The following is a 22,949-nucleotide window of genomic DNA, read 5'->3' as shown; positions in this document are numbered from 1 at the left end:
GTCGTGACTGGAGTTCAGACGTGTGCTCTTCCGATCTCCCGGTCCGGGTGCCGCGCTTCTTACTTACGCTTTAGGCAGGAGCTGCGGGGGGGCTTAGAAGCCGCCCATGCCGCCCATGCCGGCCATCTCGTCAGCGCCGCCCATAGCGGGGGCCGACTTCTCCGGCTTGTCCGCAACCACTGCTTCGGTGGTCAGGAACAGGCCGGCGATGGAAGCTGCGTTCTGCAGGGCAGAGCGCGTTACCTTTACCGGGTCGTTGATGCCGGCAGCCAGCAGGTCTTCGTATTCGCCGGTTGCTGCGTTCAGGCCGAAGCCTTCGGGCAGGCCGCGGACCTTGTCCACAACAACGCCCGGCTCCATGCCGGCGTTGAAGGCGATCTGCTTCAGCGGAGCGTCGATGGCAACGCGGACAATGTTGGCGCCCGTTGCTTCGTCGCCCTCGAGGGACAGGTTGGCGAAGGCCTTGAGGCCGGCCTGGATGAGGGCCACGCCGCCACCGGCAACGATGCCTTCTTCAACGGCAGCCTTTGCGTTGCGGACAGCGTCCTCAATGCGGTGCTTGCGTTCCTTCAGCTCAACCTCGGTTGCCGCACCGGCCTTGATGACTGCAACACCGCCGGCCAGCTTGGCCAGGCGTTCCTGCAGCTTCTCGCGGTCGTAATCCGAATCGGAGTTCTCGATTTCGGCACGGATCTGGTTGACGCGGCCGGCGATCTCTTCTGCGTCGCCTGCGCCTTCCACGATGGTGGTTTCGTCCTTGGTGACGACAACCTTGCGGGCCTTGCCCAGCAGGTCCAGCGTGGCGTTTTCCAGCTTCAGGCCAACCTCTTCGGCGATGACCTGGCCACCGGTGAGGATGGCGATGTCGGCCAGCTGTGCCTTGCGGCGGTCGCCGAAGCCCGGTGCCTTGACGGCTACGGACTTGAAGGTGCCGCGGATCTTGTTGACCACCAGGGTTGCCAGGGCTTCGCCCTCAACATCTTCGGCGATGATCAGCAGCGGCTTGCCGGACTGCATGACCTTCTCGAGGACGGCAACGAGATCCTTGACGTTGGAGATCTTCGAGTTGACGATCAGGATGTACGGATCCTCAAGGACCGTTTCCTGACGCTCGGCGTCGGTGACGAAGTAACCGGAGATGTAACCCTTGTCGAAGCGCATGCCTTCGGTGAGTTCCAGTTCCAGGCCGAAGGTGTTGGACTCCTCGACCGTGATGACGCCTTCCTTGCCCACCTTGTCCAGTGCTTCGGCAATCAGGTCGCCGATCTGCTGGTCACCGGCGGAGATGGAAGCCGTAGCGGCGATCTGCTCCTTGGTTTCGATCTCCTTGGCAGATGCAATCAGTTCGGCGGTAACGGCGGCAACAGCCTTCTCGATGCCGCGCTTCAGGCTCAGCGGATCGGCGCCGGCGGCAACGTTGCGCAGGCCTTCCCGGACCAGTGCCTGGGCGAGGACAGTTGCCGTGGTGGTGCCGTCACCGGCAACATCGTCAGTCTTCTTGGCAACTTCCTTGACCAGCTCTGCGCCGATCTTCTCGTAGGGATCGTCCAGCTCGATCTCCTTGGCGATGGAAACGCCGTCATTGGTGATCGTGGGGGCGCCCCACTTCTTTTCGAGGACCACGTTGCGGCCACGCGGGCCGAGGGTCACCTTGACGGCGTCGGCGAGGATGTTCAACCCGCGCTCGAGGCCGCGGCGTGCCTCTTCTTCAAATGCAATGATCTTGGCCATAACGGCTATCGTCCTTCCGGAACAGTCATGCTTGGAGCAAAATGTTGCATTCCTGGCTGGGGTGCCCGCGACGGACGGATCGGCTCGCGCGATCTCTTTACGCGCTCCCCGTTCCTCACCCCAGTGGGTTGCTTGTTCACTCAACACCGTCGGACATTTAGCAGTCATCCGGCAAGAGTGCTAAGTCAATAATTAGCACTCCCACACACTGAGTGCAAGCGATCACGCCGACATGCCACCCGGTTCACATTCGTTCCCGACCGCAGCCGGCGGGCGAATGCAAAAGCAGCGGCGGAGCCGAAGCTCCGCCGCTGCCGATCCCGTCCCCAAGCCGGGAGGGTGTTACTTGGAGTGGCCTACACCGCGCGGACTTCCTCGGCCTGCGGACCCTTCTGGCCCTGGCCGATTTCGAACTCCACCCGTTGTCCTTCTTCCAGCGTCCGGTAACCCGATGCCTGGATGGCGGACCAGTGGACGAACACATCCGTTTCGGCTTCGTCGAGGGTAATAAAGCCGTACCCTTTTTCACCGTTGAACCACTTGACGATCCCCTGCGCCATGATCTTTCTCCAACCTAGATTCCGATGCCGCCCTCCGGCGGCATGCTTGGACGCCGGAGGCGCCGGATCCGTCCCTCTGTCGGTTCCCGGGGGAGGCCGAGGTCAGCAGCGCAAACCGGCTGGCATCACTCTAACTACGGTGATCCCGATCACATACAGGCGTGTTGATAACGTTATGGTCTTTTAACCCGAACGCCCCGTTTACCGGTATCCGGGGCCCAGGATCACGGTGACGCTGGTGAAGCCGGGTGTTTCCAACGCGGGAATGCCCAGCTGCGCACCGATTTCCTGCGCATTGGCAGCCAGCTCCGGTGAGCTGTAGTAGACGCCGGATCCCTGCTGGGGCGCACCGGCCCAGTTGGCCACCGTTCCAACTGCCCATCCTGCAGCGGACATCCGTCCGGAAACGCCTGCACCAAGTCCGGTCACGCCGCTGGCGTTGAACACTGCAACCGGCTGGGTACGGTCGATCGCGGGCGCAGTCGGCGTCGGCGTCGGAGTGGGCGTTGGAGTGGATGCCGGAGCAGGACTCGGTGAGGCATCCTCGGCCTTCGCCTCGGGAGTCGGTGTGGCTGCAGCTGAGGCGGACGCGGAAGCAGGGGCCGAAGCCTGTGCCTCCGGGGACGGACCAGCGGAACCGGAACCGATGCCCAGCCGCGGCAGGACAAAGTAGGCTGCCAAGCCGATCAGCAGAGCGAGCACACCCACGGTGATCAGCAGCCCCAGCCCGTTGGAACGCGAGGGAATGAGGCGTTCTCGGTGCACGCCCTGCCGCGCGGACGTTTCGGGGACCTTGTCGAACTCATCCCGAGGGTATTGGCTCATTGTGGAGTTTCAATCCTTGTTCTGATGGCGCCGCGTACTGGGCGGCCAACATTGGAGGGAACCGGCGCTAGACGCCTGTGCCCAGGCGGCGGGCGGTACGGGCACGCTGGCGGGTCGTACGTAGTCTACGCAATCGTTTGACCAGCATCGGATCATGGGCGATGGCTTCCTCGGTATCAATCAGGGCGTTCAGGACCTGGTAGTACCTCGTGGCCGACATCCCGAAGAGGTCCTTGATGGCCTGTTCCTTGGCACCGGCGTATTTCCACCACGCCCGTTCCAACGCGAGCATCTGCTGTTCCTGGGCACCCAACGGGCTGTCCGGGTCCACTGCGTCATCGAGGGAAAACCGCTCGGCTTCGGCCGATTCCGCCACATTCACTCCCAAAAAGATCCCTGTATATATCTACCGCCCATGCTAATTGGGAATAACAGGCTTGTCATTTACGGCAGTCGTCGGCAAGACACCGCAAACGCACCGGTGACAAAATGGACCAGTGAGCACTGACGAACCCCAGCTTTTTTCCTACACCGGCGAAGCCGCACCGGGCGAAAACACCCCTTTTCCTTTCGCCGCACCCACACGCCTTGAGGACCTCATGGCTCCCGATTGGGCCCATGTGCTGGCCCCGGTGAAGACGCGCCTTGAAGAAATAGCCGCCGAGCTGGACGCGGAGCGCCGCGCCGGTCAGCGCATCCTGCCCGCACCCGGCAACATCCTGCGCGTCTTCCAACGTCCGCTGGCCAGTGCCCGCGTGCTGATCGTAGGCCAGGATCCGTACCCCACCCCCGGGCATGCCGTAGGTCTCTCCTTCTCCGTAGGGAAGGGCGTACGTCCGCTTCCCCGAAGCCTGAACAACATCTTTACCGAGCTCAACGCCGATCTGGGAATCACCCCCTCCCCCTCCGGAGACCTCAGCGCCTGGGCGGATCAGGGGGTGGTCCTGATGAACCGCGTACTCACGGTACGTGCCGGGGAAGCAGGCTCACACCGGAAGCGGGGATGGGAGGAAATCACTGAGCTCGCCGTGCGCGCACTGGCTGCCCGCCGCCGCCCGGACGGCACGCGCGTTCCCCTGGTTGCCGTCCTTTGGGGACGCGATGCCCAGGGCATTGTCCCGTTCCTCGGCGGTGCGCCGACCGTCGAATCCGCGCACCCCAGTCCCCTGTCGGCCTCGCGCGGGTTCTTCGGTTCCCGACCGTTCAGCCGGGTTAACGAACTGCTGGCGCAGCAGGGCGCCGACCCCGTGGACTGGCGGCTTCGCGGGGAGCGGTAAGGGCGGCGCGATACGGTAGTTACAGGCCCTTTCCTAGGAGACACCCATGCCCGAACCAATGACTTCCCCGCGCCCGCAGGAGCCGGAGTCTCCAGCTCCCCGCCGCCAGCGCCCCCTGCTGACCCTTGAGGTTCTCCGCCGCGAGCAGATCAGTGAGCATATGGTCCGGGTGGTTGCCGGCGGACCCGGTTTCGACAAGTTCCAGCCCAACAGCTGCGCCGATGCCTACTGCAAGATCTGGTTTGGCCCGCAGGGCCGCCCGATTGACGGTACCGAGGACCTGGACACCATTCGGGCGCGGAGCGAACGGGAGCACTGGCCGGTGTCCCGCACCTACACGGTCCGGGACGTGGATCTTGAAGCACGCGAAATCAGTATCGACTTCGTTGTCCACGGAGATGAAGGCCTGGCCGGGCCGTGGGCGGCCTCGGCAGAGCCGGGGGAACCCTTGACCTTCTCCGGCCCCGGGGGCGCCTTCAACCCCGATCCCGGCGCCGACTGGTACCTGCTGGCTGTCGACGAGTCAGCCCTCCCCGCAGCTGCCACCGTGCTCCGCGCGCTGCCGCAGGACGCCGTCGGGCAGGCATTCATCGAAGTCGCCGGCCCCGCCGACCGCCAGCCGGTGCCGAAGCCTGCGGGAGTGGAGCTGACCTGGCTGTACCGCGGGGACGTCCCCGCGGGGCGCAGCCGGATGTTGACCGACGCCGTTTCGGCGACGCCTTGGCGGGATGGAACCGTGCAGGTCTTTGCACACGGCGAGCGGGAGGCAATGAAGTCCCTGCGCGATGTCATGTTCAGCCACCGGGGACTGGAGCGCAGGCAGGTCTCCCTTTCCGGCTACTGGGCTGCGGGACGCACCGAAGACGTCTTCCAGGCCGAAAAGCGCACGCCGGTCGGCAAGATTCTCTAGCCCGGACAGCAAGGAGCCCGGCCCGCTGCAGCAGCGGGCCGGGCTCTTGTCTATTTTGGTGCTGCTAACGCCGCCGGTTACGCCGGTCGTTGCCGTTGAGGTTGCGGGTGAAGGGCCGGCCCAGGTTATCGCCGAGCACCACGCCGCCGGAGATGGCCAGAATGACGGTGAGCGCGTCAAACAGGCCCACCACACCCTGGTACATCTCGTCGGTACCGATGCTCAGGCCGTACATGGACCGGAAGATCGCCAGCCCCGGGAACAGGAACAGAACGGCCGGCACCGCCACGATCAGCTGCGGGGCACCCATCCGCAGGGCGACAATGCGGGCCACCATGCCGATGAAGATGGCGGCCACCGCCGGGGTAAGGCGCGGCCCCATGCCGCCTGCCTCCACCAGCTGGTAGACCAGGAAACCGGCAGTGCCGATCAGCACCGTGGGCAACACCAGCCGGCGCGGGGACTGTTCGACAATGCAGATGGCTCCCAGCGCAATAGCCAGCAGCAGCAGGGTCACGGCGAAGGAATACTGTGACGAGGCCACATCGGTAACGTTCAGCCGGCCCATTCCCATCAGGGCACCCAGGACGAGCGCGACGGCGATGCCGGCCACCAGTGCGCCGAAGGTCAGGAACGCGGACAGGAACCGGCCGGACGCCGTGACCGGGAATCCGTTGATCGCATCCTGCACGGCCGAGACCAGACGGCCGGTGGGCAGCATAACCAGGATGCCGCCGGCAACGACGATGCCCGGGGAAATGGGCACCTCCATGGACCAGAACAGCATGGCCATGGCCGTGACCACAAAGCCGCTGGCCGCCGTCGTGAAGAAGTCCGGGACCCGCCACCTGCCCAGCACGCGCTGGAGCAGGCTGACCATCACCGTTCCGGCGAATCCCACCAGTGACGCGAGCGGGCCGCCGCCGATAAACCCGACGATGGCGGCTGCGAACACCCCGGCGGATACCGTCACGGCCCAGCGCGGGAAAGGCTTGGGCTGGTGCGTGATCTCGTTGAGCCGGTTGGCCGCCTCGGCGCGGGAGAGCCCGCCGTCGATGATGTCGGTGACCAGCTGGTGGACCAGGCCAAGCCCGGCATAGTTGTTCGTCCAGGAACGGACCACGCGCATCACCGTGATGGGGGTCTGGTCCTTCGGAGAGTAGTTGAGCAGCACCGACTGGTTGGTGATGTCCACTTCGATGCTTTCCAGCCCGAATGCGGCGGTTACGGCAATGATGGCGGTTTCCACCTCCAGCGCGCCGGCACCGTAGCGGAACATGGATTCGGCCATGCCGAGGGCCAGGTCCAGGGTCTTGCGGGCATTCGCGTCCGGCCCGGCGGTGCGCACGAGCGGATTGGCATAGGGGCTGCCGGCCAGCCGTTCCACAATGGACATGGCCTGGGTGGGCGGATTCTCCCCTTGGACCAGCTTGCGCAGCATGCGCCGCGCCGCAGCGGATGAGCGGTCGGCGCGGACGGCGGTGGAGGCCAGCGGCACCGTTCCCGGTGGAACGGTTTTGCGCGTACGCGCAGGCCGTTTCTCGCGCGGGTCGGCCGTCGTCCGCATGCGGCCCGTCGGCGGCCGAAGCACCTTGGAGCCACCCGGGCGGATTACCGACGTGGTGGGAGGAGGCGGCTTGGGCCGGGTGCTGCGCAGGGCAGCGGTGGGCATGTCCATGCCGGTGGCCGGCTGCCCCGGAGCCTTCGACGGCGGGGCCGGCGTCTTGGCAGCCTGCCGCGAAGGCCGCCCGGCCGCGCCTTGCCCCGGCCGGGGTCCCTTGCCGGACTTTGCCCTCTGGGCCTGTGGCTTCCCTGCCTGGGCGCTGCCGGGCTGAGGGTTCCCCGGCCGCACCTTCCCGGGTTCAGGGCTCTCCGGCTGCGCCTTTGCTGGCTCCGCCCGCCGGCGCACCGGCATGCTGATCAACGGAATGGGCCCCGCAACCGGGTCCGGATTCAGTGCCGAATCCGGATTCGATCCGGGCTTGCGCCCACCCGGATCGGCTGTGTTCTCCAAGGATTCACCCTTTCGCCTGTTCCGGGACCCGCCCGGGTTATTGCCTGGTGGAACTGCTGCTTAGTAGAACGGCTGCTGGTGGCGGCGCCAGTAAATCTGCCGCGCCACGCGTTCGCCGATGGTGTTCCAGATGCGATAGCGGATCGGATCCACAATGAAGTCGTAGCAACCGACGAAATCCGTGACCGTCTTGGAGAAACTGGTCTTGAACAGACCCAGCCCGTGATGCGGGTGGCTCTTGTCCTTGAGCTGGTTGCTCGGCGGTGTGCCGCAGAAGTCGTACTGGACAATGCCGCACTCCTTCTTGAGTTCGGTGATCGCGGTCCACTGGACCAGGTGCGAATCCCCGTACTGGGAGCGCCGCGGCTTGGACCCGCCGTCCTTGTAGGTGCCCTTGTTGCCGTAGGCAATCACGAAGGCACCCACAGTGGGTTCCCCGTCCTCGAATGCGAAGTAGAAGCGTCCCTGCCCGGCAGCAACGAAGTTGGACCAGAACCGGTGGTAGTACTCGTAGGAGCGCAGCCGCGCCGCAGAGCGGTCCTCGATGTGGGCCATCAGGCGGTACATGATCCGCATGTTCTCTTCGGTCGGCTCGACCCGGCGGACATCCGCGCCTTCGCGGATCGCCCGGCGGACCGCGTTCCGGCCCCGGGAGGAGAGGTTCTTGAGCAGCTGCTCCTCGTCCGGCGTAGTGTCCAGCAGGGCAGTGGAGTCGTTGGGCTGCAGGTTGAAGGTCTTGATGAATCCGGCACCCGTGAACAGGGCCTGGACCTCTTCGCTGTCCACGATGTCCGGCTCAACCTTGATCGCGAAAACCTTGCGGCGGGTCTCCTTGATGAACCCTGCCAGCGCGTTCACCACCAGCGGCACATCTTCGGGCGCGGCGACGTCGGGACCCTTGATGAGGTACCAGAGGCTGCCGAGGGCCGGGACCTTCTTCTCGATCGCCAATGTGTAGGTCACGTAATCGGGTCCGGTGAAGGCCAGGTAGACGGGATTCCAGCCGTGGTGGGACTTCACTTCCGCGAAGGACGCTGACTGAAGGACATTGCCGCCGCCGGGGTTGGCCAGCACGTGCTTGTCCCAGTTGGCGATCTCCTCGGCAGTGGCCAGGCGTGCACTAAAATCTCGCAAAATACCTCAACTAATGGTTTGTTCACTGCATCGTTTTCAGCGCATCGTTACCAACGCGCCGGCCCGCCGCGGAAACGGCCTTCGAACCGGGTCCCAGTCTATCCGTTGCACTGCCGCCGGGCCGAACGCTCAAGTGGACGCAGGAAGGAACCAGCGGACCCGCGGTTCCACTTCGGCCAGGTCCCATGCAGCCTGGATGATCCGGCGGTCCTCCCCCGTGGTCCGCGTCTGTTCCTGCCGCAGGTACTCCCGCCAGGTGGGCACATCGTAGATCTCCCGGAACTGGTCCTGGTCAGTGACCGAGTGCACCAGCTCCCAGTCCGTGGCGCCGGTGCGCATGCGCGACAGCCGGACCGACTGCATAGCCGCCACGAACTCGTCATTGAGGTCCGCAGGCACCTCATAGGAGATCAGGACCGTCACCGGTCCGGCGCCGGGATCCGGTTCCTGGCCGGCAGGAAGCTGCAGTTCCGTGCCGGCTACGCTGCGGTCCAGGCGTCCGGTGCCCGGCAGCAACGGAAGCACCAGGACGCTGGCCCCGGCCAACAACAGCACGCCGGCGGCAAAAGCCAGGGTAGGAGCGTAGCCGGCTCCGGTGGCACCCGATCCCCAGAAAACGGCGCCCACGGCCTGCGTGCCGGAGGCGACCATCAGATACACAGACAGGCCGCGGGCACGCACCCATTCGGGCAGGGTCAGTTGCATTGCGGCGTTCAAGGTGGAGAACGTGGAGATCCAGGCGAACCCCGCGAAGACCAACAGCACGGCAACGGCCCACGCGGGCAGGTAGCCCGAGGCGAAGGCCCCGGCCGCGAAGACCACGGCACTGATGCCCAGCAGTGTGTTGTCCTTCAGGACGGTCCGGAGCCGCGGCAGGAACAGGACACCCAGCACGGCACCGATACCCAGCGCCCCGAGGAGCAGCCCGTATCCTGCCGACCCCAGGCCGAGATGGCCGTTGGCGGCAACAGGCAGCAGCGCATAGAGGGCGCTGGCGGGGAAAATGAACAGACCGGACCGCAGGAGAATCCGGCGGATGAGCGGTGCAGCACGGATGTAGCGGATACCTGCGGCGAGCGCCTCCCCCACGTGTTCCCGTTCGACGGGATCCCGCTGGGGAGCCCGCCAACTGTAGATGGCAATGGCCGTGCCCACGAAGGACAGTGCGTTCAAGCCGAACACAAAGGCTGGACCGGTCAGGGCCACCAGCAGACCGGCAATCGCGGGACCAACGGCACGGGCCGTGTTCATCGCCACGCTGCCGAGCGCCGCAGCCGCCTGGATCTCTTCCCGGGGCACCAGTGCAGGGGTGATGGCCTGCCAGGCGGGGGCGCTCAGCGCCATGCCGCAGCCGATGAGGAAGGTGTAGAGCAACAGCGAATCCGGGTCCAGCAGGCCCATCGCGGCCACGACCGTCAGCACGGTGGCAGCGCCGGCGGCGAAGATGTTGGCGCCCAGGATCAGCCGGCGCCGGTTGAAGGCGTCCGCCAGGACCCCTGCAATAAGGCCCAGCAGAAGGGAAGGTGCGAGGTTGGCAGTCTGGACCAGGGATACAAGGGCGGGGTTTTTGCTGGATTCCACCAGGAACCACTGGGCCCCGACGGTCTGCATCCAGGTGCCGATATTGGATCCCAACTGGGCAAGCCACAGAATGAGGAACATCCGCCGGCGCAGCGGTGCCCAGGGCGATTCCATTCGATTCACTCCCTCAGGGGCTGGACGGGAAGCCTTTCCACGCACGGGCAAAGCGCTCCCGGGCCGATTGGGCAGAGGCCTGTTCCAAGGCGTGCAGCCGCCCGTAGGTAAAGCCGTTCTCACCGGCGGCCAACGCTGTTGCCCCCATCCGCCGCAGATAGGCCTGCGTCACCACGCTGTCCTGGTACTCACCGAGGACTTTCTGCACATGCTCGGCGGCGTCCACCATTTCCTTCGCTTCCTTCGGCTGGACGGGTGCCCAGACCTCGGCTGCGTAGCGGAGCTGTTTTGCATCCTTGCGCGCGTCATGGAGCGCTTCCGCGTAGTCTTCGCCCGCCAATGTCCGTGTGGCCCGTACCCGGCGGTGCAGCCTTTTCCGGTCCCGCCGGACGATGCGGGCAGCGGCCGGACCGGCCGGCTTCCTCGCTGTTTCCGTCCAGAACGGGCGGTCCAGCAGCGCTTCGAGTCCGTCCAATGCCTGGAAGTACCGCTGGGAGTGCAGTGCTTCGCGGACGTGCCCGTAGGCCTGCCGATAGTCATGGAGCAGTTCCTCATCCACGCGGGCGGCAACCGGCCCCATCACCAGGTCAGCGGGTTCAGATGCAATCAGTTCCTGGAGCCGGTGCCGCATCACCTGCGCATCCCGGGCCTCCCCCAACACCCGGGCGATCCACCGCAGTTCCCCGCGCAGCGAGCGCCCCGGCTCGGGGTCCATGGTGCTGCGGTAGCTGGAGAGTGCCGAGCGCAGCCGCCTGGTGGCAACCCTCATCTTATGGATCCCGTCAGTGTCTCCCCGCCGTACGCGTGGATCGTGGCGCAGCAACTCCTCGAACTGTTCGCGCAGATACTCCAGCAGCAGCAGCGCCACCGGGCTGCCGGCGTCCAGGAGGTCGGCGTCTGTTCCATCCGGCGCTCCCCCGGTGCCCGCGCCGGCCCTCTCCGGGTGCCGGACCGCGTCCCGTCCCCCACCTGCCTCCGGGCCCGCCGGCACGGCACCGGCAGCGAGGAACATGGTTCCCGCCTCCGTGCCCAGCGCATTGTGGTCGGAAGAAATGGTCCAGACCCGCCGGCCCGGTCCGCCGGGCTCCGCTTCAACGTCGTTTGTCCTGGTGCTTTCATCGGTGACCCGGGCAAGCACCGTGCCCGCACTGTCCAGCAGGTCGTACTCCAGGTAGCGCGTGACCAGGGTCTGCACAGGCGCAAGTTCCCGGCCCCGAACCACGGCTTGGACATCCTCCACCAGTTCCGTCGGAATCCCTGCTTCGGGTTCGGCAGTGTTGCTGGACCGGACAGCAGGCTCCAGAGAGGGGGCGCTGCGCTCCCAGCGCGTGCCGCCGTCGTCGTCGGTATGCCGGGAGAGGCTGAACCGGTGCCTGTGGAGGGAACCGTCCGAAGTGTCATACCGGACCTCCGTGCGCCGACCTTCCCGGGGCTGTGCCACTTTGGCGACACCCGCCAGCTCATGCAGCGGCGGCAGCACCAATGCAACATGCACCAAGAAGCGGCTTGCGGTACCTGTTCCGGCGGCCATGTGCGCCAGTATAGGACCGCAATGGCCGCTGCCGGGAGTCCTTGGGCCTCCTCCCTACCGGAGCCGGGGCGCATCCCGGTAGCATCGTGCGGTAATGAACCGGCACTGCAGCAGCGGAGGCCAGCGGATGAACTCGATGACATACGCCAAGCTCGGCAAGTCAGGGGCAACTGTCTCGGCTCTTGGGCTGGGCTGCCTGGCATTCGGCGATCCGGACCGCGGCGCGCACGGATGGACCATCCGCGAGGAGGAGGCCAAGTCCCTGCTGCGGCACGCAGTGGAGCTGGGCATCAATTTCTTCGACACCGCCAACGTGTATTCCGCCGGCCACAGCGAGGAAATCCTCGGAGCTGCCGTCGCGGAATTCTGCCGGCGGGAAGAGGTGGTGATCGCCAGCAAGGTCCACGGCGAAATGGGGCCGGGCCCCAATGGATGGGGATTGTCCCGCAAACACATCCTGTGGCAGGTGGAGCAGAGCCTGCGGCGCCTGGGCACGGACTATATCGACCTTTACCAGGTGCACCGCTGGGACGGCACCACGCCGCTGGAAGAAACACTTGGGACCCTCGACCAGCTGGTCCGGGACGGCAAGGTCCGCTACCTGGGCGCCTCGAGCATGCACGCCTGGCAGTTCTCGAAAGCCCTCTTCCTGCAGGAGCAGCACGGCTGGGCGCAGTTCATCACCATGCAGGACCACTACAACCTCCTCTACCGCGAAGAGGAACGGGAGATGTACCCGCTGTGCGCGGACCGCGGCATCGGGGCACTGCCCTATTCGCCGCTCGCGCGCGGGCGCCTGGCCCGCCCCTGGGGGACGAGGACGGCCCGGCAGGACTACGACGAGCAAGGCCAAATGCTCTATCGGGGCAACGAGGAAGTGGACCGCAGCATCACCGATGCAGTGGGGAACGTAGCCGAGGGACTCGGCGCCACCCGGGCGCAGGTCGCCCTGGCCTGGGTCCTGGCCAACCCGGTGGTCACGGCTCCGTTCATCGGCGCCACGGCCGCTTCCCACTTGGATGAGAACATCCAGGCCTTGGACATCCAGCTCACCGAAGAGGAATTCAGCGCGCTCGAGGAGTACTACCGTCCCCGTCCCGTGGCCGGGTTCTGAGCGACCTGCGCTGCGCCACGCCCGTTATTGCGCAGTTCCCGGACGGCAGACCATGCTTGGGTTGTGATGGTTCCACTGGTTCCAATGGTTCCACCGTGTTGTATGTGCTGACTCCTGCCCGTATACAGAAAGTCGCTTAGGTACCCATGCTGTCTCTGGTCTTGTGGCTTGTTCAACTGCTGTTGGCACTTCTATTTGCCGGAGTCGGCTTCGTAAAGATCTTCCAGGGCTATGCACGCCTTCGGGAAAACCTTCGCTGGCCCGAGGACTTCTCCCCCGCCACCGTGAAACTGATCGGCGTCCTCGAAGTCCTTGGAGCCGCCGGGCTGGTTATCCCCGAGGCGACCGGTGTCCTGCCCGTACTGACGCCGATAGCTGCCTCTGCACTGACCCTCCTGATGGCGCTGGCGGTCCTGGTCCACGCGAGGCGCGGTGAACGCAACCGGATTGCCCTGGGCGTCATTCTGATGGTGCTTTCGCTGGTGGTGGCGCTGGGCCGGTTTGGTGTCTTCGGGTGAGCAGTGCGGATCCGCACTCCCCGCCGCCGCTCGGTGCTGCCGTCGTCGAGCTCTACGCGCTGCTGCCGGCTGAATTCACCGCTGCCCGCAACGCCCGCGCCGCCGACGCCGGGCGGGCCGGGGACAAAGAACTCGCCAAACGCATCAAGGCGCTGCCAAAACCCTCGACGGCGGCCTGGCTCGTGAATCTGCTGGCGCACCAGCGGCGGGAGGACCTGGACCAGGTGCTGGAGCTGGGAGCAGCGCTGCGCGAAGCCCAGGAGGACCTGGACCAGAAGCAGCTGCGCCGCTTAAGCACCGAACGCCAGCGCCTGCTCCGCGCGATTGTCCGCCAGGCCCGGGACCTGGCCTCCGAACTGGACCACCCGGTGAGCGAATCGTTGGCGGCTGAAGCCGAACAAACGCTCTGGGCCGCGATGACCGACCCCTCGGCGGCCGACGCCGTGGCCAGCGGCCAGCTGGTCCGTTCCCTCGCCGCCAGCGGGTGGGAAGAGGTGGACCTGGACGGTGCCGTTGCCGACCCGGACTCGATCTCCCACGGCGCCGGGGGCAGGGCGGGGTCCGGGTCGGCTGCGGACCGGGCCGGGACTGCGAAGGACAAGGGCGGGAGCTCGGACACCGCCGCAGTACGACGGCGGCAGGCCGAGGCACGGCGGGCGGTCCGGAAGGCGGAGACGGACCTGGAGGAAGCGGCAGGCGCCGAACGCCGGGCGCAGGAAGCACTGGACACGGCCCAGCGGGAAGTGGATGAGTCCGCCTGCCGCCGGGACGAGCTCACGGATGAAATCGACGAACTGCGGGAGCGGATCAGGCAGCTTGAGCGGGAGGTCGCAACCGTGGACCGGCGCTCCGGGAAGCTGGAACGCGAGCGGGACAACGCCCGGCGCGCGGCCCGTGCCGCCCGGCGCACGGCGGAAAAGGCCCGGCAGAAGCTCGCCGACGCCCGGGACCTTTCCGACGGCGGGACGCCGTAACTAGCTTCCGTGTCCGGGCAGCTGCCGCAGCATCCCGAACCGGCTGCGGATCCGCGCCAGATCGGTGGGATGGGCTATCCCGGGGAACACGCCGTCGTAATCCGGCATCCCGATGACGTCCAGGCGGCAGCCGGCGTCGTAGAGCACATCCACGACGTTGCCGAAGCGCTGCCAGCCGTAGGGATTCGATCCCCCGGTCGGGGGCACGCCGCTGATTACCCAGTGCCGGTGCGTCTGCGCCAGGTGCAGGTAATCGGAGGTGGCCGACTGCGCATGGCACAGGTCCTCGAAATCGAACCACAGCTGCCCGCCGTCCGCCCGCAGCGCATCCAGCGTCCGGGTGCCCGGGGTCAGCTGCAGCGCTTCCGCTGCGCCGGGCGGGATCAGCCCGGCCGAGGCCAGCAGCACGTCGTCGTCACTGCGCAGGTGATACCCGGCGGCGAAACCCGACGCGCTCCGGGGCCCTGCAACGGCCCGGTAATCGGTGTCCCCGTCCAGCTCCAGGACCTGCAGGTGTCCGGCAATCAGGGCAATGCCGGGTTCGAAGAGATGGTGGAACATCTCATCCGGAAGCAGCTCCTGCGGCGCATAGTTGGACGTCGCCACCAACACGATGCCGCGGTCCAGCACGGTGCGGAGCAGCCGGGTAATAAAGGCTGCATCTGCCGGGTCCTTCACATGGAATTCGTCAAAGCACAGCAGCCGTACCCGGCCCAGCATTTGGTCCAGGGCCGCAGCGAAGGCCGAATCCTGCCGGTAGCCGGGGTTTCCGTAACCGGCGAAAACGAGTGCGTGCAGTTCCCGGAAGAAGTCATGAAAATGCAGCCGCCGTTTCTCCGGAATATCCACGGAATCGAACAACGTGTCCAGCAGCCAGGTCTTCCCCCGCCCCGGCGGGCCCCAGAGGTAGACGGAGGTATTGTCCGGCACGGGTTCGGCGGATCGGGCCGCCGCGGCAGCCGCGGCAAGCGCCGGAAGGACGGCCAGCTGGGCGGCATCCAGGGCCAGGCCCTGCGCTTGCGCTGCGAGCTGGAATTCGTCGGCGGCGCCCGGGGCCTGCATTGCGGTCATCCCTCCGTTCTACCCAACCGGACGGCACCGGCCAAACCGGTCAAATAAGGCAGGGAAATTCGCGCTAATTATTCCGGCACCGCGGTGGTACGTTCGAAGCCAGGCACGGAACGAATGACCGCCTTTTGGAGGAACCATGACCGACCACGTTGCCCAGGTGCAGGACTGCACCGTATCCAGCTGCGACTTCAACCATGAGGGATGCACCGCCTACGCGATCACGGTGGGCGGCTCACCCGATCACGCCAGCTGCGCCACCTTCATCGACACATCGGCCACCGGCGGCCTGCCCAAGGTCCTCGCCCAGGTAGGTGCGTGCCAGCGCAATGAGTGCCGGTTCAATGACCACCTCATGTGCGACGCCCGTGATGTACGGGTGGGTCCCGGCGCGGAACTCGCTGACTGCCTCACCTACCAGCCCCGCTAACCGGTGGCATCAGTCCTATTCGAATGGAATCCGGACCTCCCGGATCCCTGGCCCGGCGGTTACGGTCCGGCAGTAGCGGCGGTGAACGACGGCGGGACCTTCCGCCGGAGCATGCCCCCGATGGCCGGCTTCCCGCAGGTTGCTGGAACCGAGGTATGGCTCGTACTGCGCGGCAGTAGCCGGGGGCAGCGGGGGCTGGTGGGCCACGGCGTAGTTGTGCCGTCCGGATCAGGGGACACAGCGGACGCCGTGACGGTGGACTTCGACCGGCTGCTGCCCCTTGGTGAGCAAGTACCGGCGTCGCTCCTCGAGGAAGATGTGCCCAACCTGCCCCGGGTCGACGGTGCCGCTTCCGTACCGTCAGCTTCCGTGCCGGCACTGCGGCGGCTGTGGTCGGGATTCCTCGGCGCCGGCCCGGATCCGCTGAGTCCTCCGCCGGGCACCATTGCCGCCGAAGCACTGGGCCTGCAGCGCGTCAATGCCTACGAGCATAACGCCGAGGCCCGCCGGCTGTGCCTGGCCTTCCACGGCAATAGCTGTGCGGCCTGCGGGCTGGTCCCCGCACAGCGGTACGGTCCGGGGACGGAAGCGCTGATGCAGGTGCATCATCTGGTGCCGGGCACGGACCTGCCCGCCGACTACGCATTGGATCCGGCCTCGGATCTGGTGCCGCTCTGTCCCACCTGCCACTCCGTGGCGCATACCCGGGTTCCGGTCCCCTACACCCCCGCCGAGGTGCGCGGCCTGCTTGCCGCCGCACCGGATGCAGCATCACGGGCAGTGGGCGCGGACGCCGTCGTCGTCGGGTCCCTGGTGAGCCCGGAGCAGCAGCAGGCGTTGGACGACGCCGCCCGGCTGCGCGGACTTCGCTAGACTCTAAACTCCCATGAGCATTCCAGCGAGCACTTCCAAAACCGTCCGGGTGGATGCCTGGCTGTGGGCGGTCCGCGCCTATAAAACCCGGTCCGCGGCCACCGCAGCGTGCCGCGCCGGCCATGTCCGGTTGAACGGCAATCCGGCCAAGGCAGCGCAGCCGGTGCAGCCCGGGGACACCGTCCGGATCCGGCAGCCCGGCTTCGAACGGATCCTCGAGGTACGGCAGCTGATCAATAAACGGGTGGGTGCCGAGGCGGCATCGCACTGCTTCACGGACACCACGCCGGCCCGCCCGGCAGCTCCGGCACTGGGTATTCCGGTGCGGGACCGGGGCGCCGGCCGGCCCACCAAGAAGGACCGCCGCGAGCTGGACCGGCTGCGCGGGAGCTAGGCCGGCCCCCCGGCTTCGCGCCTAGGGAACCGCGGGCTGCGGCAGGCTGGTACCCGTTTCCACGAACCGCTGGTGGAAGGACAGGGACTCGTCCAGCAGATGCGGGGTGTGCTTGCCGAGGCTGTCCCGGCTGGCGCGCTCGAAGTAGTCCTGCAGCAGCGGCTGGAAGTCCGGGTGCGCGCACTTCTCGATGATGACGCGGGCGCGCTGCTTGGGGGAAAGGCCGCGCAGATCCGCCAGACCCCGCTCGGTGATGATGAGCATGGTGTCGTGTTCGGTGTGATCCACATGGGCCGCCATGGGCACGATCCCGGAAATCTTCCCGCCCTTGGCCGTGCTCGGGGACATAAAGGCGGAGAGGAAGCCGTTGCGGGCAAAGTCCCCGGAGCCGCCGATGCCGTTCATCATGGCCGTACCGGCAACGTGGGTGGAGTTCACGTTGCCGTAGATATCGGCTTCGATCATGCCGTTCATGGCAATGCAGCCCAGCCGGCGGATCAGCTCGGGGTGGTTGGAGATCTCCTGGGTCCGCAGGATGATGCGCTTGCGGTAGAAGTCGATGTTGGAGTTGAATTCCTCGATGCCGGCCGGGCTGAGCGAGAACGACGTCGCGGAGGCCACCCGGATCACCCCGTCCCGGATCAGGTGCAGCATGCCGTCCTGGATCACCTCGGTGTAGGCCGTGAGCCCGGTGTACCCGGCGGTGGAGAGCCCGGCGAGCACGGCGTTGGCGATGTTGCCCACCCCGGACTGCAGCGGCAGGAGCTTGTTGGTCAGGCGGCCGGCCTTGATTTCGGACTCGAAGAAGTCCAGCAGGTGCCCGGCGATCTGCTGCGAGGTTTCGTCCGGGGCTGCAAACGGAGTCATGCGGTCCGGTGCGTCGGTTTCGACGACGGCAATGACCTTCTCCGGGTCCAGGCGCAGGTAGGGCTCCCCGATGCGGTCATCCGGATTCACCAGCATGATGGGCTTGCGGTGCGGGGGCAGTGCGGTCCCGTAGTAGACGTCATGCATGCCGTCCATGGCCTCCGGCTGCTGGCGGTTCACCTCGATGATGACCTTGTCTGCCTGCTCAATCCATGTTTTGTTGTTGCCCACGGAGGAGGACGGGATGAGGCTGCCGTCCTCGTTGATGCCGACTACCTCGATCACGGCCAGGTCCACATGCCCGTAGAAACCGAACCAGGTGTACTGGGCCACGTGCCCGAGGTGGATGTCGATGTACTCGAGTTCCCCGTCGTTGATCCGCTTCCGAAGCGTGGGATCGGACTGGTAGGGCAGGCGCAGTTCCATGCCGTCTGCCTTGGCCAGCACTCCGTCGAGTTCCGGGGCCGTCGAGGCGCCGGTGAGGACCTTGATCTGGAAGTCTTCGCCCTTTGCGTGCGCGGCTTCCATCTGGACTGCGAGCGCCTGCGGAACGGCCTTGGGATAGCCTGCGCCGGTAAAACCGCTCATCGCCACGGTCATTCCCGGGCGAATCATGGCCGCTGCCTGTTCGGCGGTCATAACGAGTTTCTGGAGTCCGGGATGGGAAATGCGACGGTGCATGGAGAGGCCTTTCAGAGAACGAGATCGAATTCACCCTATCGCCCTGTGAGCCGTGCCTCATAGTCGGGTGTCGAGGCACACGCAGCCGATCGTGCCTAAGATGGTGGCCACAAGCGCCGCCGGCCGTGCCCGGCGGATGGCACCCGGGAGGAAACCTGTCATGCCGAAACCCATCATTCCTGCCCCGACGCCGCTGGCGAACCTGCGGGACCTGGGCGGAATTCCAGTGGACGGGGGGAAGATCCGGGCGGGCCTGGTGCTCAGGGCCGACGACGTCGCGACCACCACCGCGGAGCAGGTAGCCGAACTCGTGGAGGCGGGCCTGCGCACCATCATTGATCTGCGCTCGGCCGACGAAGCGGAACGCACCGGACGCGGTCCGTCCGCAGACCACCCGGTGCAGTATCTGGCCCTGCCCCTGACCGATTCCATGGACGCCCCGCCTGAACTGGCGGGGCAACTCCTGAAGTCGGTCCGTTCCCCGGCGCAGGTGGGCCAGTGGTACGCGAAGACTTTCGTCTCCCGGAAAGAGGCCCTGGTGCGGGGGCTGCAGGCTGTGGCCGACTCCCCCGGTGCTGTCCTGTTCCACTGTGCCGCAGGCAAGGACCGAACGGGCCTGTTCGCCGCAGCGCTGCTGACCGTGCTGGGTGCGGAGCCGGAGGCCGTCGTCGAGGACTACGCCCGGACCCAGGCCCGGCTCCCGGAGGTCTACCGACGGCTGGGACTTGCTGAGCTCAGCGGCGGTTATGACATCCCTGCAGATCATCCCGTGCTGGCCGCCCACCCGGCTGCGATGCGGTCCATGCTGGCAACCCTTGACGGCAGGGCAGGCGGCGCTGCCGCGGTGCTTCGTTCCGGCGGCCTCACGTCCGATCTGATCGGCCGCCTGCGCAGCAAGCTGGTGCAGCCGGTACCCGCCCAGGTGTAGCCATGCCGGCCCGCCCGCACCGCATTGCCACCACCGCTGCCACCGGCAGGGGCGGCGCGGAAAAGCGTCCTGCCGCTCTGCTGCTGCTGGCAACCATTCTGGCGGTGCTTTGGGCCAATGCACCGTTTGCCGCCTCCTACGAGGAGTTCTGGGAATCCACCGTCGAGGTGCGCGCCGGCAGCATGGATCTGGAGCTGACCACGCGGGAGCTGGTCAACGATGCACTCATGGCCGTGTTCTTTTTCGTTGTGGGACTTGAGGTGCGGCGGGAGTTTGCCCTCGGGGAGTTGACCAACCGGTCCCGGGCGGTGATTCCGGTGGTCGCCGCGGCCGCGGGGATTGCCGTGCCCGCCGGAGTCTTCCTGCTGTTCACGTCCGGCACGGAGAATGCAGGTGCGTGGGGCGTAGTCATCTCCACCGACACCGCGTTCCTGCTGGGCGCGCTGGCCGTCGCAGGACCTCGGGTTCCCGGCAGGCTGCGGATCTTCCTGCTGACCCTCGCAGTGGTCGACGACGTTGCCGCGCTCAGCATCATTGCCCTGGTCTACACCGACCATCTGGAACCCGTGCCGTTGCTGCTGGCCTTCGTCGGGCTGGCTGCCGTCGCACTGACCCGGTACCTGCCGTACGGCCGCGGCGCCGTGTACGCGGTGCTGGCGGTGCTGGTCTGGCTGGCCTTTTACGCCTCGGGCGTGCATCCGACCCTGGCCGGCGTCGGCATTGCCCTGCTGGTCCCCGTGTTTCCGCCCGCCCGGAGGGACGTGGAGCATGCGTTGGAGCAGACCCGTGTCTTCCGTCAGTCCCCCAATTCCCGGTACGCCCGGGCAGCGGTGCACAGCGTGCGGGAGTCCCTCTCCATCAACGAACGCCTGCACAGTGCCTACACCCCGTACGTGGATTACCTGATCCTGCCCGTATTCGCCCTTGCCAACGCCGGAGTGCGGTTGGACGGGCCAACATTGGAACTAGCCCTGCGTTCTCCGCTCGCCTGGGGCATTGTCTGCGGCCTGGTACTGGGAAAGTTCATCGGCATCTTCGGTGCTGCGGCAGTGCTGCAACGGCTGCGGATCGGCGAGTTCGGCCCCGGCCTGACGCTGGGCCGCATCGCCGGCGGCGCCGCCCTGTCCGGCATCGGATTCACCATCTCCCTGTTCATCATCGGCCTCGCCATCGAAGACCCCGCGGTGCAGAACGAAGCGCGGGTGGCGGTCCTGGCCGGATCACTTCTGGCGTTCGCGGCGGGAACCATCATTTTCCGGGCCATGGAGGGACGGCGCCCTGCCGTTCCCCCGGGTGAGGTGCTGGCCCGGCCGGTGGATCCGGCACGGGACCATGTGGTGGGCCCCGCAGATGCTCCGTTGACCCTTGTGGAATACGGGGACTATGAGTGCCCGTTCTGCAGCCGGGCCACGGGGACCATCATGGAAGTGCGCGGGCATTTCGGTGCCGAGCTGCGCTATGTCTGGCGCCATCTGCCGCTGTCCCGGGTCCATCCCAATGCCGTTGCGGCCGCCGAGGCAGCAGAGGCCGCGGACCGGCAGGGGCGCTTCCGGGAATACAGCGCGCACCTTTTCGAGCACCAGGACAATCTGCTCCCCGAAGACCTGCTGGGCGCAGCGGAGAGCCTGGGCCTGGACATGGACCGGTTCGAAGCGGACCTGCGCTCGGCAGAGGTCAGCAACCGCGTGCTGGACGATGCCCTGGACGCCGAGTCAATGGACCTGCACGGAACTCCCACTTTCTTCATCGGGCGCCGCAGGCACCACGGCCCCTACGATGCCGCCACCCTGATCCGCGCCCTGGAAGCATCACGTTCCGCCGTACCGTAGAGCCTGCCGGTACGCTCGGTCGATGAGTACAAACACATTGGTCACCGGCGCAGGCCGGGGCATCGGAGCAGCAATCGCAGCCGCCCTCGCGGATGCCGGCCACACCGTGGCGGTACACGCCGGGCACGACGCCGACGCCGCCCGCCGGGTTGCCGATACGCTGCCCGGAACGGGCCACGCCGTCGTCGTCGGGGACCTGTCCTCCCCCGCGGAGTGCGAGCGGATCTTCGCCGAGGCCGTGGATCAGCTCGGCGGCCTGGATGTCCTGGTGAACAACGCGGGCATCTTCCGGGCCCAGCCGGTGTTGTCCGGGTCTTTTGCCGATTGGCACGAGGCATGGCGGCAGACCATTGACGTCAACCTGTTGGCACCGGCGAACCTCTGCCGGCTGATGGCCGAGCACCTGGTCCAACGGCCCGCGGGTCCGGCGGGCGGGCGGCTGGTGAATGTGGGATCGCGCGGCGCCTACCGCGGTGAGCCGGAGAACGCCGCCTACGGCGCCAGCAAAGCCGGGCTGCACTCCCTCACCCAGTCCCTTGCCGTGGCGCTGGCGCCGCATGGGATCTTCTCCGCCGCCGTCGCACCGGGATTCGTGGACACCCGGATGGGCCGCCCCGCGTTGGAGGGGGCCAGCGGTGCAGCCATCCGGGCGCAGAGTCCGTTCAACCGGGTCGCGGAGCCGGAGGAAGTGGCTGCGACCGTAGCCTGGCTCGCCACGGCGGCTCCGGTGTGGGTCAGCGGCACGGTGATCGACGTCAACGGCGCCTCGCACCTGCGCTGACTTCCGCGGGGCCCGGCCCTTAGGCCTGCTGCGGCTGTCCGTTGCTCGCCGTGGTGCCGCCGTCGACGGGCAGGATCGCACCGGTAATGAACCGGGCGGCGTCGGAGGCCAGGAACAGGATTGCGTCCGCTACCTCGTCCGGCTGGCCCGGGCGGCCCAGGGCAATCCGCTCGGCGAACTTCGCCTTCTGCTCTTCGTCGTCCTTCTTGTCCTCGACCAGATCGGTCCAGATCAGCCCGGGAGCCACGGCGTTCACGCGGACCCCGTCCTTGCCGTGGTCCAGGGCCACCGCGCGGGTGAAGTTGTTTACCCCGCCCTTGGCCGCGTTGTAGGCGCTCATGTTCCAGTCAGCTGCCATGCCGGACACGGAGGAGGTATTGACGATGCAGCCCTTGGATTCGATCAGGTGCGGTATCGCGGCCTTGGTGCCGTAGAAGACGCCCGAAAGGTCGGTCTCGATGACCCGGTGCCATTCCTCGACGTCGGTCTCTTCGACCGGCCCGTTGGCCAGCGTGCCGGCGTTGTTTACCAGGACGTCCAGGTGCCCGTGCTGCTGCACGGTGTCCTCGACCAGTCTGCGGACATCGTCCCAGTTGGCGGAATCGGCGACGACGGCCGTGGCCGTGCCCTCAGGCAGGTCGGCGACGGTGGCGGCAATTTTCTCTGCCACCGTGTCGGTCAGGACAACGGTGGCTCCTTCGGCAACGAAGCCCCGCGCCGCGGCCTCGCCGATGCCGGATCCGGCGCCGGTAACAATGACGACTTTGCCCTCAAAACGGTTATTCATGTGCAAGCCTTCCTCATGTCTAAGCAGG

Annotated in this window: 22 protein-coding genes; 11 read left to right on the top strand and 11 right to left on the bottom strand. The window is 66.7% G+C overall.

Features of this window, described 5'->3' with window-relative positions; genetic code table 11:
* Nucleotides 1-93: 93 nt before the first annotated feature.
* The 4 genes from groL to NNX34_RS11500 all read right to left on the bottom strand — a co-directional run bounded on the left by groL (nt 94) and on the right by NNX34_RS11500 (nt 3,492).
* Nucleotides 94-1,731: a chaperonin GroEL gene (groL, locus tag NNX34_RS11515; protein WP_227922944.1), complete on the bottom strand. Its 1,638-nt coding sequence runs from the start codon at nt 1,729-1,731 to the stop codon at nt 94-96.
* 356 nt (nt 1,732-2,087) lie between these two features.
* Nucleotides 2,088-2,291 (bottom strand): cold-shock protein, encoded by a 204-nt coding sequence (locus tag NNX34_RS11510; RefSeq protein WP_227913533.1) that lies wholly within the window; start codon nt 2,289-2,291, stop codon nt 2,088-2,090.
* Between the two features lie 201 nt (nt 2,292-2,492).
* Nucleotides 2,493-3,116 carry a LytR C-terminal domain-containing protein gene (locus NNX34_RS11505; RefSeq protein WP_255766666.1) on the bottom strand — a complete coding sequence of 208 codons (624 nt, stop codon included), beginning with the start codon at nt 3,114-3,116 and terminating at the stop codon, nt 2,493-2,495.
* A 67-nt stretch (nt 3,117-3,183) separates the two neighbouring features.
* Nucleotides 3,184-3,492, bottom strand: a complete 309-nt coding sequence (locus NNX34_RS11500; RefSeq protein WP_255766665.1) for a DUF3263 domain-containing protein — start codon at nt 3,490-3,492, stop codon at nt 3,184-3,186.
* A 121-nt stretch (nt 3,493-3,613) separates the two neighbouring features.
* Here NNX34_RS11500 and NNX34_RS11495 point away from each other — a divergent pair, with 121 nt between their 5' ends.
* Both NNX34_RS11495 and NNX34_RS11490 read left to right on the top strand, forming a co-directional pair.
* The gene (locus tag NNX34_RS11495) at nt 3,614-4,393 is read left to right on the top strand and encodes a uracil-DNA glycosylase (protein ID WP_255766664.1); all 780 of its coding nucleotides are present in this window, start codon (nt 3,614-3,616) and stop codon (nt 4,391-4,393) included.
* Nucleotides 4,394-4,439: 46 nt separating this feature from the next.
* Complete coding sequence (locus tag NNX34_RS11490; RefSeq protein ID WP_255766663.1) at nt 4,440-5,303, top strand: siderophore-interacting protein; 864 nt, start codon at nt 4,440-4,442, stop codon at nt 5,301-5,303.
* A 64-nt stretch (nt 5,304-5,367) separates the two neighbouring features.
* Here the strand turns inward: NNX34_RS11490 and NNX34_RS11485 are convergent, their stop codons facing one another.
* The 4 genes from NNX34_RS11485 to NNX34_RS11470 form a co-directional block, all read right to left on the bottom strand.
* Nucleotides 5,368-6,870 (bottom strand): threonine/serine exporter ThrE family protein, encoded by a 1,503-nt coding sequence (locus tag NNX34_RS11485; protein ID WP_370647048.1) that lies wholly within the window; start codon nt 6,868-6,870, stop codon nt 5,368-5,370.
* Between the two features lie 507 nt (nt 6,871-7,377).
* On the bottom strand, nt 7,378-8,451 hold the full coding sequence (locus tag NNX34_RS11480; protein ID WP_255766661.1) for a peptidoglycan bridge formation glycyltransferase FemA/FemB family protein: 1,074 nt from the start codon (nt 8,449-8,451) through the stop codon (nt 7,378-7,380).
* A gap of 129 nt (nt 8,452-8,580) precedes the next feature.
* Nucleotides 8,581-10,146, bottom strand: coding sequence for an MFS transporter (locus NNX34_RS11475; protein WP_255766658.1), 1,566 nt, complete (start codon nt 10,144-10,146; stop codon nt 8,581-8,583).
* Nucleotides 10,147-10,159: 13 nt separating this feature from the next.
* Nucleotides 10,160-11,677, bottom strand: a complete 1,518-nt coding sequence (locus NNX34_RS11470) for a CHAD domain-containing protein (protein WP_255766657.1) — start codon at nt 11,675-11,677, stop codon at nt 10,160-10,162.
* A gap of 136 nt (nt 11,678-11,813) precedes the next feature.
* On the opposite strand from NNX34_RS11470, the gene NNX34_RS11465 reads away from it, so the two are divergent.
* The 3 genes from NNX34_RS11465 (at nt 11,814) to NNX34_RS11455 (ending at nt 14,283) form a co-directional block, all read left to right on the top strand.
* Nucleotides 11,814-12,791: an aldo/keto reductase gene (locus NNX34_RS11465; RefSeq protein WP_255766668.1), complete on the top strand. Its 978-nt coding sequence runs from the start codon at nt 11,814-11,816 to the stop codon at nt 12,789-12,791.
* 146 nt (nt 12,792-12,937) lie between these two features.
* Entirely contained in the window at nt 12,938-13,309 is a 372-nt protein-coding gene (locus NNX34_RS11460) for a DoxX family protein (RefSeq protein ID WP_255766656.1), read from the top strand.
* On the top strand, nt 13,306-14,283 hold the full coding sequence (locus NNX34_RS11455) for a transposase (RefSeq protein ID WP_255766654.1): 978 nt from the start codon (nt 13,306-13,308) through the stop codon (nt 14,281-14,283). Before NNX34_RS11460 ends, NNX34_RS11455 begins: the two co-directional genes overlap by 4 nt.
* On the opposite strand, the gene zapE is transcribed toward NNX34_RS11455, so the two are convergent.
* A complete protein-coding gene (zapE, locus tag NNX34_RS11450) occupies nt 14,284-15,354 on the bottom strand; it encodes a cell division protein ZapE (protein ID WP_255766653.1) in 1,071 nt (356 codons plus the stop codon). It abuts the gene before it with no gap.
* Nucleotides 15,355-15,490: 136 nt separating this feature from the next.
* Between zapE and NNX34_RS11445 the strand changes: the two genes are divergently transcribed.
* Genes NNX34_RS11445 through NNX34_RS11435 form a run of 3 tightly spaced genes read left to right on the top strand, consistent with a single transcriptional unit; the run spans nt 15,491 to nt 17,048 of the window.
* Nucleotides 15,491-15,781, top strand: coding sequence for a DUF1540 domain-containing protein (locus NNX34_RS11445; RefSeq protein ID WP_255766652.1), 291 nt, complete (start codon nt 15,491-15,493; stop codon nt 15,779-15,781).
* Between the two features lie 3 nt (nt 15,782-15,784).
* The gene (locus NNX34_RS11440; protein WP_255766650.1) at nt 15,785-16,654 is read left to right on the top strand and encodes a restriction endonuclease; all 870 of its coding nucleotides are present in this window, start codon (nt 15,785-15,787) and stop codon (nt 16,652-16,654) included.
* Between the two features lie 13 nt (nt 16,655-16,667).
* The gene (locus tag NNX34_RS11435; protein ID WP_255766649.1) at nt 16,668-17,048 is read left to right on the top strand and encodes an RNA-binding S4 domain-containing protein; all 381 of its coding nucleotides are present in this window, start codon (nt 16,668-16,670) and stop codon (nt 17,046-17,048) included.
* Nucleotides 17,049-17,069: 21 nt separating this feature from the next.
* On the opposite strand, the gene NNX34_RS11430 is transcribed toward NNX34_RS11435, so the two are convergent.
* Nucleotides 17,070-18,596 (bottom strand): acetyl-CoA hydrolase/transferase family protein, encoded by a 1,527-nt coding sequence (locus tag NNX34_RS11430; protein ID WP_255766648.1) that lies wholly within the window; start codon nt 18,594-18,596, stop codon nt 17,070-17,072.
* A gap of 160 nt (nt 18,597-18,756) precedes the next feature.
* Here NNX34_RS11430 and NNX34_RS11425 point away from each other — a divergent pair, with 160 nt between their 5' ends.
* The 3 genes from NNX34_RS11425 to NNX34_RS11415 are packed head-to-tail and all read left to right on the top strand — an operon-like array spanning nt 18,757 to nt 22,134.
* Complete coding sequence (locus NNX34_RS11425) at nt 18,757-19,524, top strand: tyrosine-protein phosphatase (protein WP_255766647.1); 768 nt, start codon at nt 18,757-18,759, stop codon at nt 19,522-19,524.
* A 2-nt stretch (nt 19,525-19,526) separates the two neighbouring features.
* Complete coding sequence (gene nhaA, locus NNX34_RS11420; RefSeq protein WP_255766646.1) at nt 19,527-21,353, top strand: Na+/H+ antiporter NhaA; 1,827 nt, start codon at nt 19,527-19,529, stop codon at nt 21,351-21,353.
* Nucleotides 21,354-21,375: 22 nt separating this feature from the next.
* Complete coding sequence (locus NNX34_RS11415) at nt 21,376-22,134, top strand: SDR family NAD(P)-dependent oxidoreductase (RefSeq protein ID WP_255766645.1); 759 nt, start codon at nt 21,376-21,378, stop codon at nt 22,132-22,134.
* 19 nt (nt 22,135-22,153) lie between these two features.
* Here NNX34_RS11415 and NNX34_RS11410 read toward each other — a convergent pair whose 3' ends face one another.
* A complete protein-coding gene (locus NNX34_RS11410; protein ID WP_255766644.1) occupies nt 22,154-22,921 on the bottom strand; it encodes an SDR family NAD(P)-dependent oxidoreductase in 768 nt (255 codons plus the stop codon).
* Nucleotides 22,922-22,949: the final 28 nt, after the last annotated feature.

Origin of the sequence: Arthrobacter sp. zg-Y1116 (assembly GCF_024385485.1) — a bacterium.
Taxonomy (GTDB): Bacteria; Actinomycetota; Actinomycetes; order Actinomycetales; family Micrococcaceae; genus Arthrobacter_B.
The sequence above is the reverse complement of the archived record's forward strand: the minus strand, read 5'-3'. Positions and strand labels throughout refer to the sequence as shown.

What these genes read in the sequence shown, in the direction of transcription:
- groL (WP_227922944.1), bottom strand. Translation starts at nt 1,731, where the DNA reads ATGGCCAAGATCATTGCATTTGAAGAAGAGGCACGCCGCGGCCTCGAG.
- NNX34_RS11510 (WP_227913533.1), bottom strand. Translation starts at nt 2,291, where the DNA reads ATGGCGCAGGGGATCGTCAAGTGGTTCAACGGTGAAAAAGGGTACGGC.
- NNX34_RS11505 (WP_255766666.1), bottom strand. Translation starts at nt 3,116, where the DNA reads ATGAGCCAATACCCTCGGGATGAGTTCGACAAGGTCCCCGAAACGTCC.
- NNX34_RS11490 (WP_255766663.1), top strand. Translation starts at nt 4,440, where the DNA reads ATGCCCGAACCAATGACTTCCCCGCGCCCGCAGGAGCCGGAGTCTCCA.
- NNX34_RS11485 (WP_370647048.1), bottom strand. Translation starts at nt 6,870, where the DNA reads ATGCGGACGACGGCCGACCCGCGCGAGAAACGGCCTGCGCGTACGCGC.
- NNX34_RS11475 (WP_255766658.1), bottom strand. Translation starts at nt 10,146, where the DNA reads ATGGAATCGCCCTGGGCACCGCTGCGCCGGCGGATGTTCCTCATTCTG.
- NNX34_RS11470 (WP_255766657.1), bottom strand. Translation starts at nt 11,677, where the DNA reads ATGGCCGCCGGAACAGGTACCGCAAGCCGCTTCTTGGTGCATGTTGCA.
- NNX34_RS11465 (WP_255766668.1), top strand. Translation starts at nt 11,814, where the DNA reads ATGACATACGCCAAGCTCGGCAAGTCAGGGGCAACTGTCTCGGCTCTT.
- NNX34_RS11460 (WP_255766656.1), top strand. Translation starts at nt 12,938, where the DNA reads ATGCTGTCTCTGGTCTTGTGGCTTGTTCAACTGCTGTTGGCACTTCTA.
- zapE (WP_255766653.1), bottom strand. Translation starts at nt 15,354, where the DNA reads ATGACCGCAATGCAGGCCCCGGGCGCCGCCGACGAATTCCAGCTCGCA.
- NNX34_RS11445 (WP_255766652.1), top strand. Translation starts at nt 15,491, where the DNA reads ATGACCGACCACGTTGCCCAGGTGCAGGACTGCACCGTATCCAGCTGC.
- NNX34_RS11435 (WP_255766649.1), top strand. Translation starts at nt 16,668, where the DNA reads ATGAGCATTCCAGCGAGCACTTCCAAAACCGTCCGGGTGGATGCCTGG.
- NNX34_RS11430 (WP_255766648.1), bottom strand. Translation starts at nt 18,596, where the DNA reads ATGCACCGTCGCATTTCCCATCCCGGACTCCAGAAACTCGTTATGACC.
- NNX34_RS11425 (WP_255766647.1), top strand. Translation starts at nt 18,757, where the DNA reads ATGCCGAAACCCATCATTCCTGCCCCGACGCCGCTGGCGAACCTGCGG.
- nhaA (WP_255766646.1), top strand. Translation starts at nt 19,527, where the DNA reads ATGCCGGCCCGCCCGCACCGCATTGCCACCACCGCTGCCACCGGCAGG.
- NNX34_RS11415 (WP_255766645.1), top strand. Translation starts at nt 21,376, where the DNA reads ATGAGTACAAACACATTGGTCACCGGCGCAGGCCGGGGCATCGGAGCA.
- NNX34_RS11410 (WP_255766644.1), bottom strand. Translation starts at nt 22,921, where the DNA reads ATGAATAACCGTTTTGAGGGCAAAGTCGTCATTGTTACCGGCGCCGGA.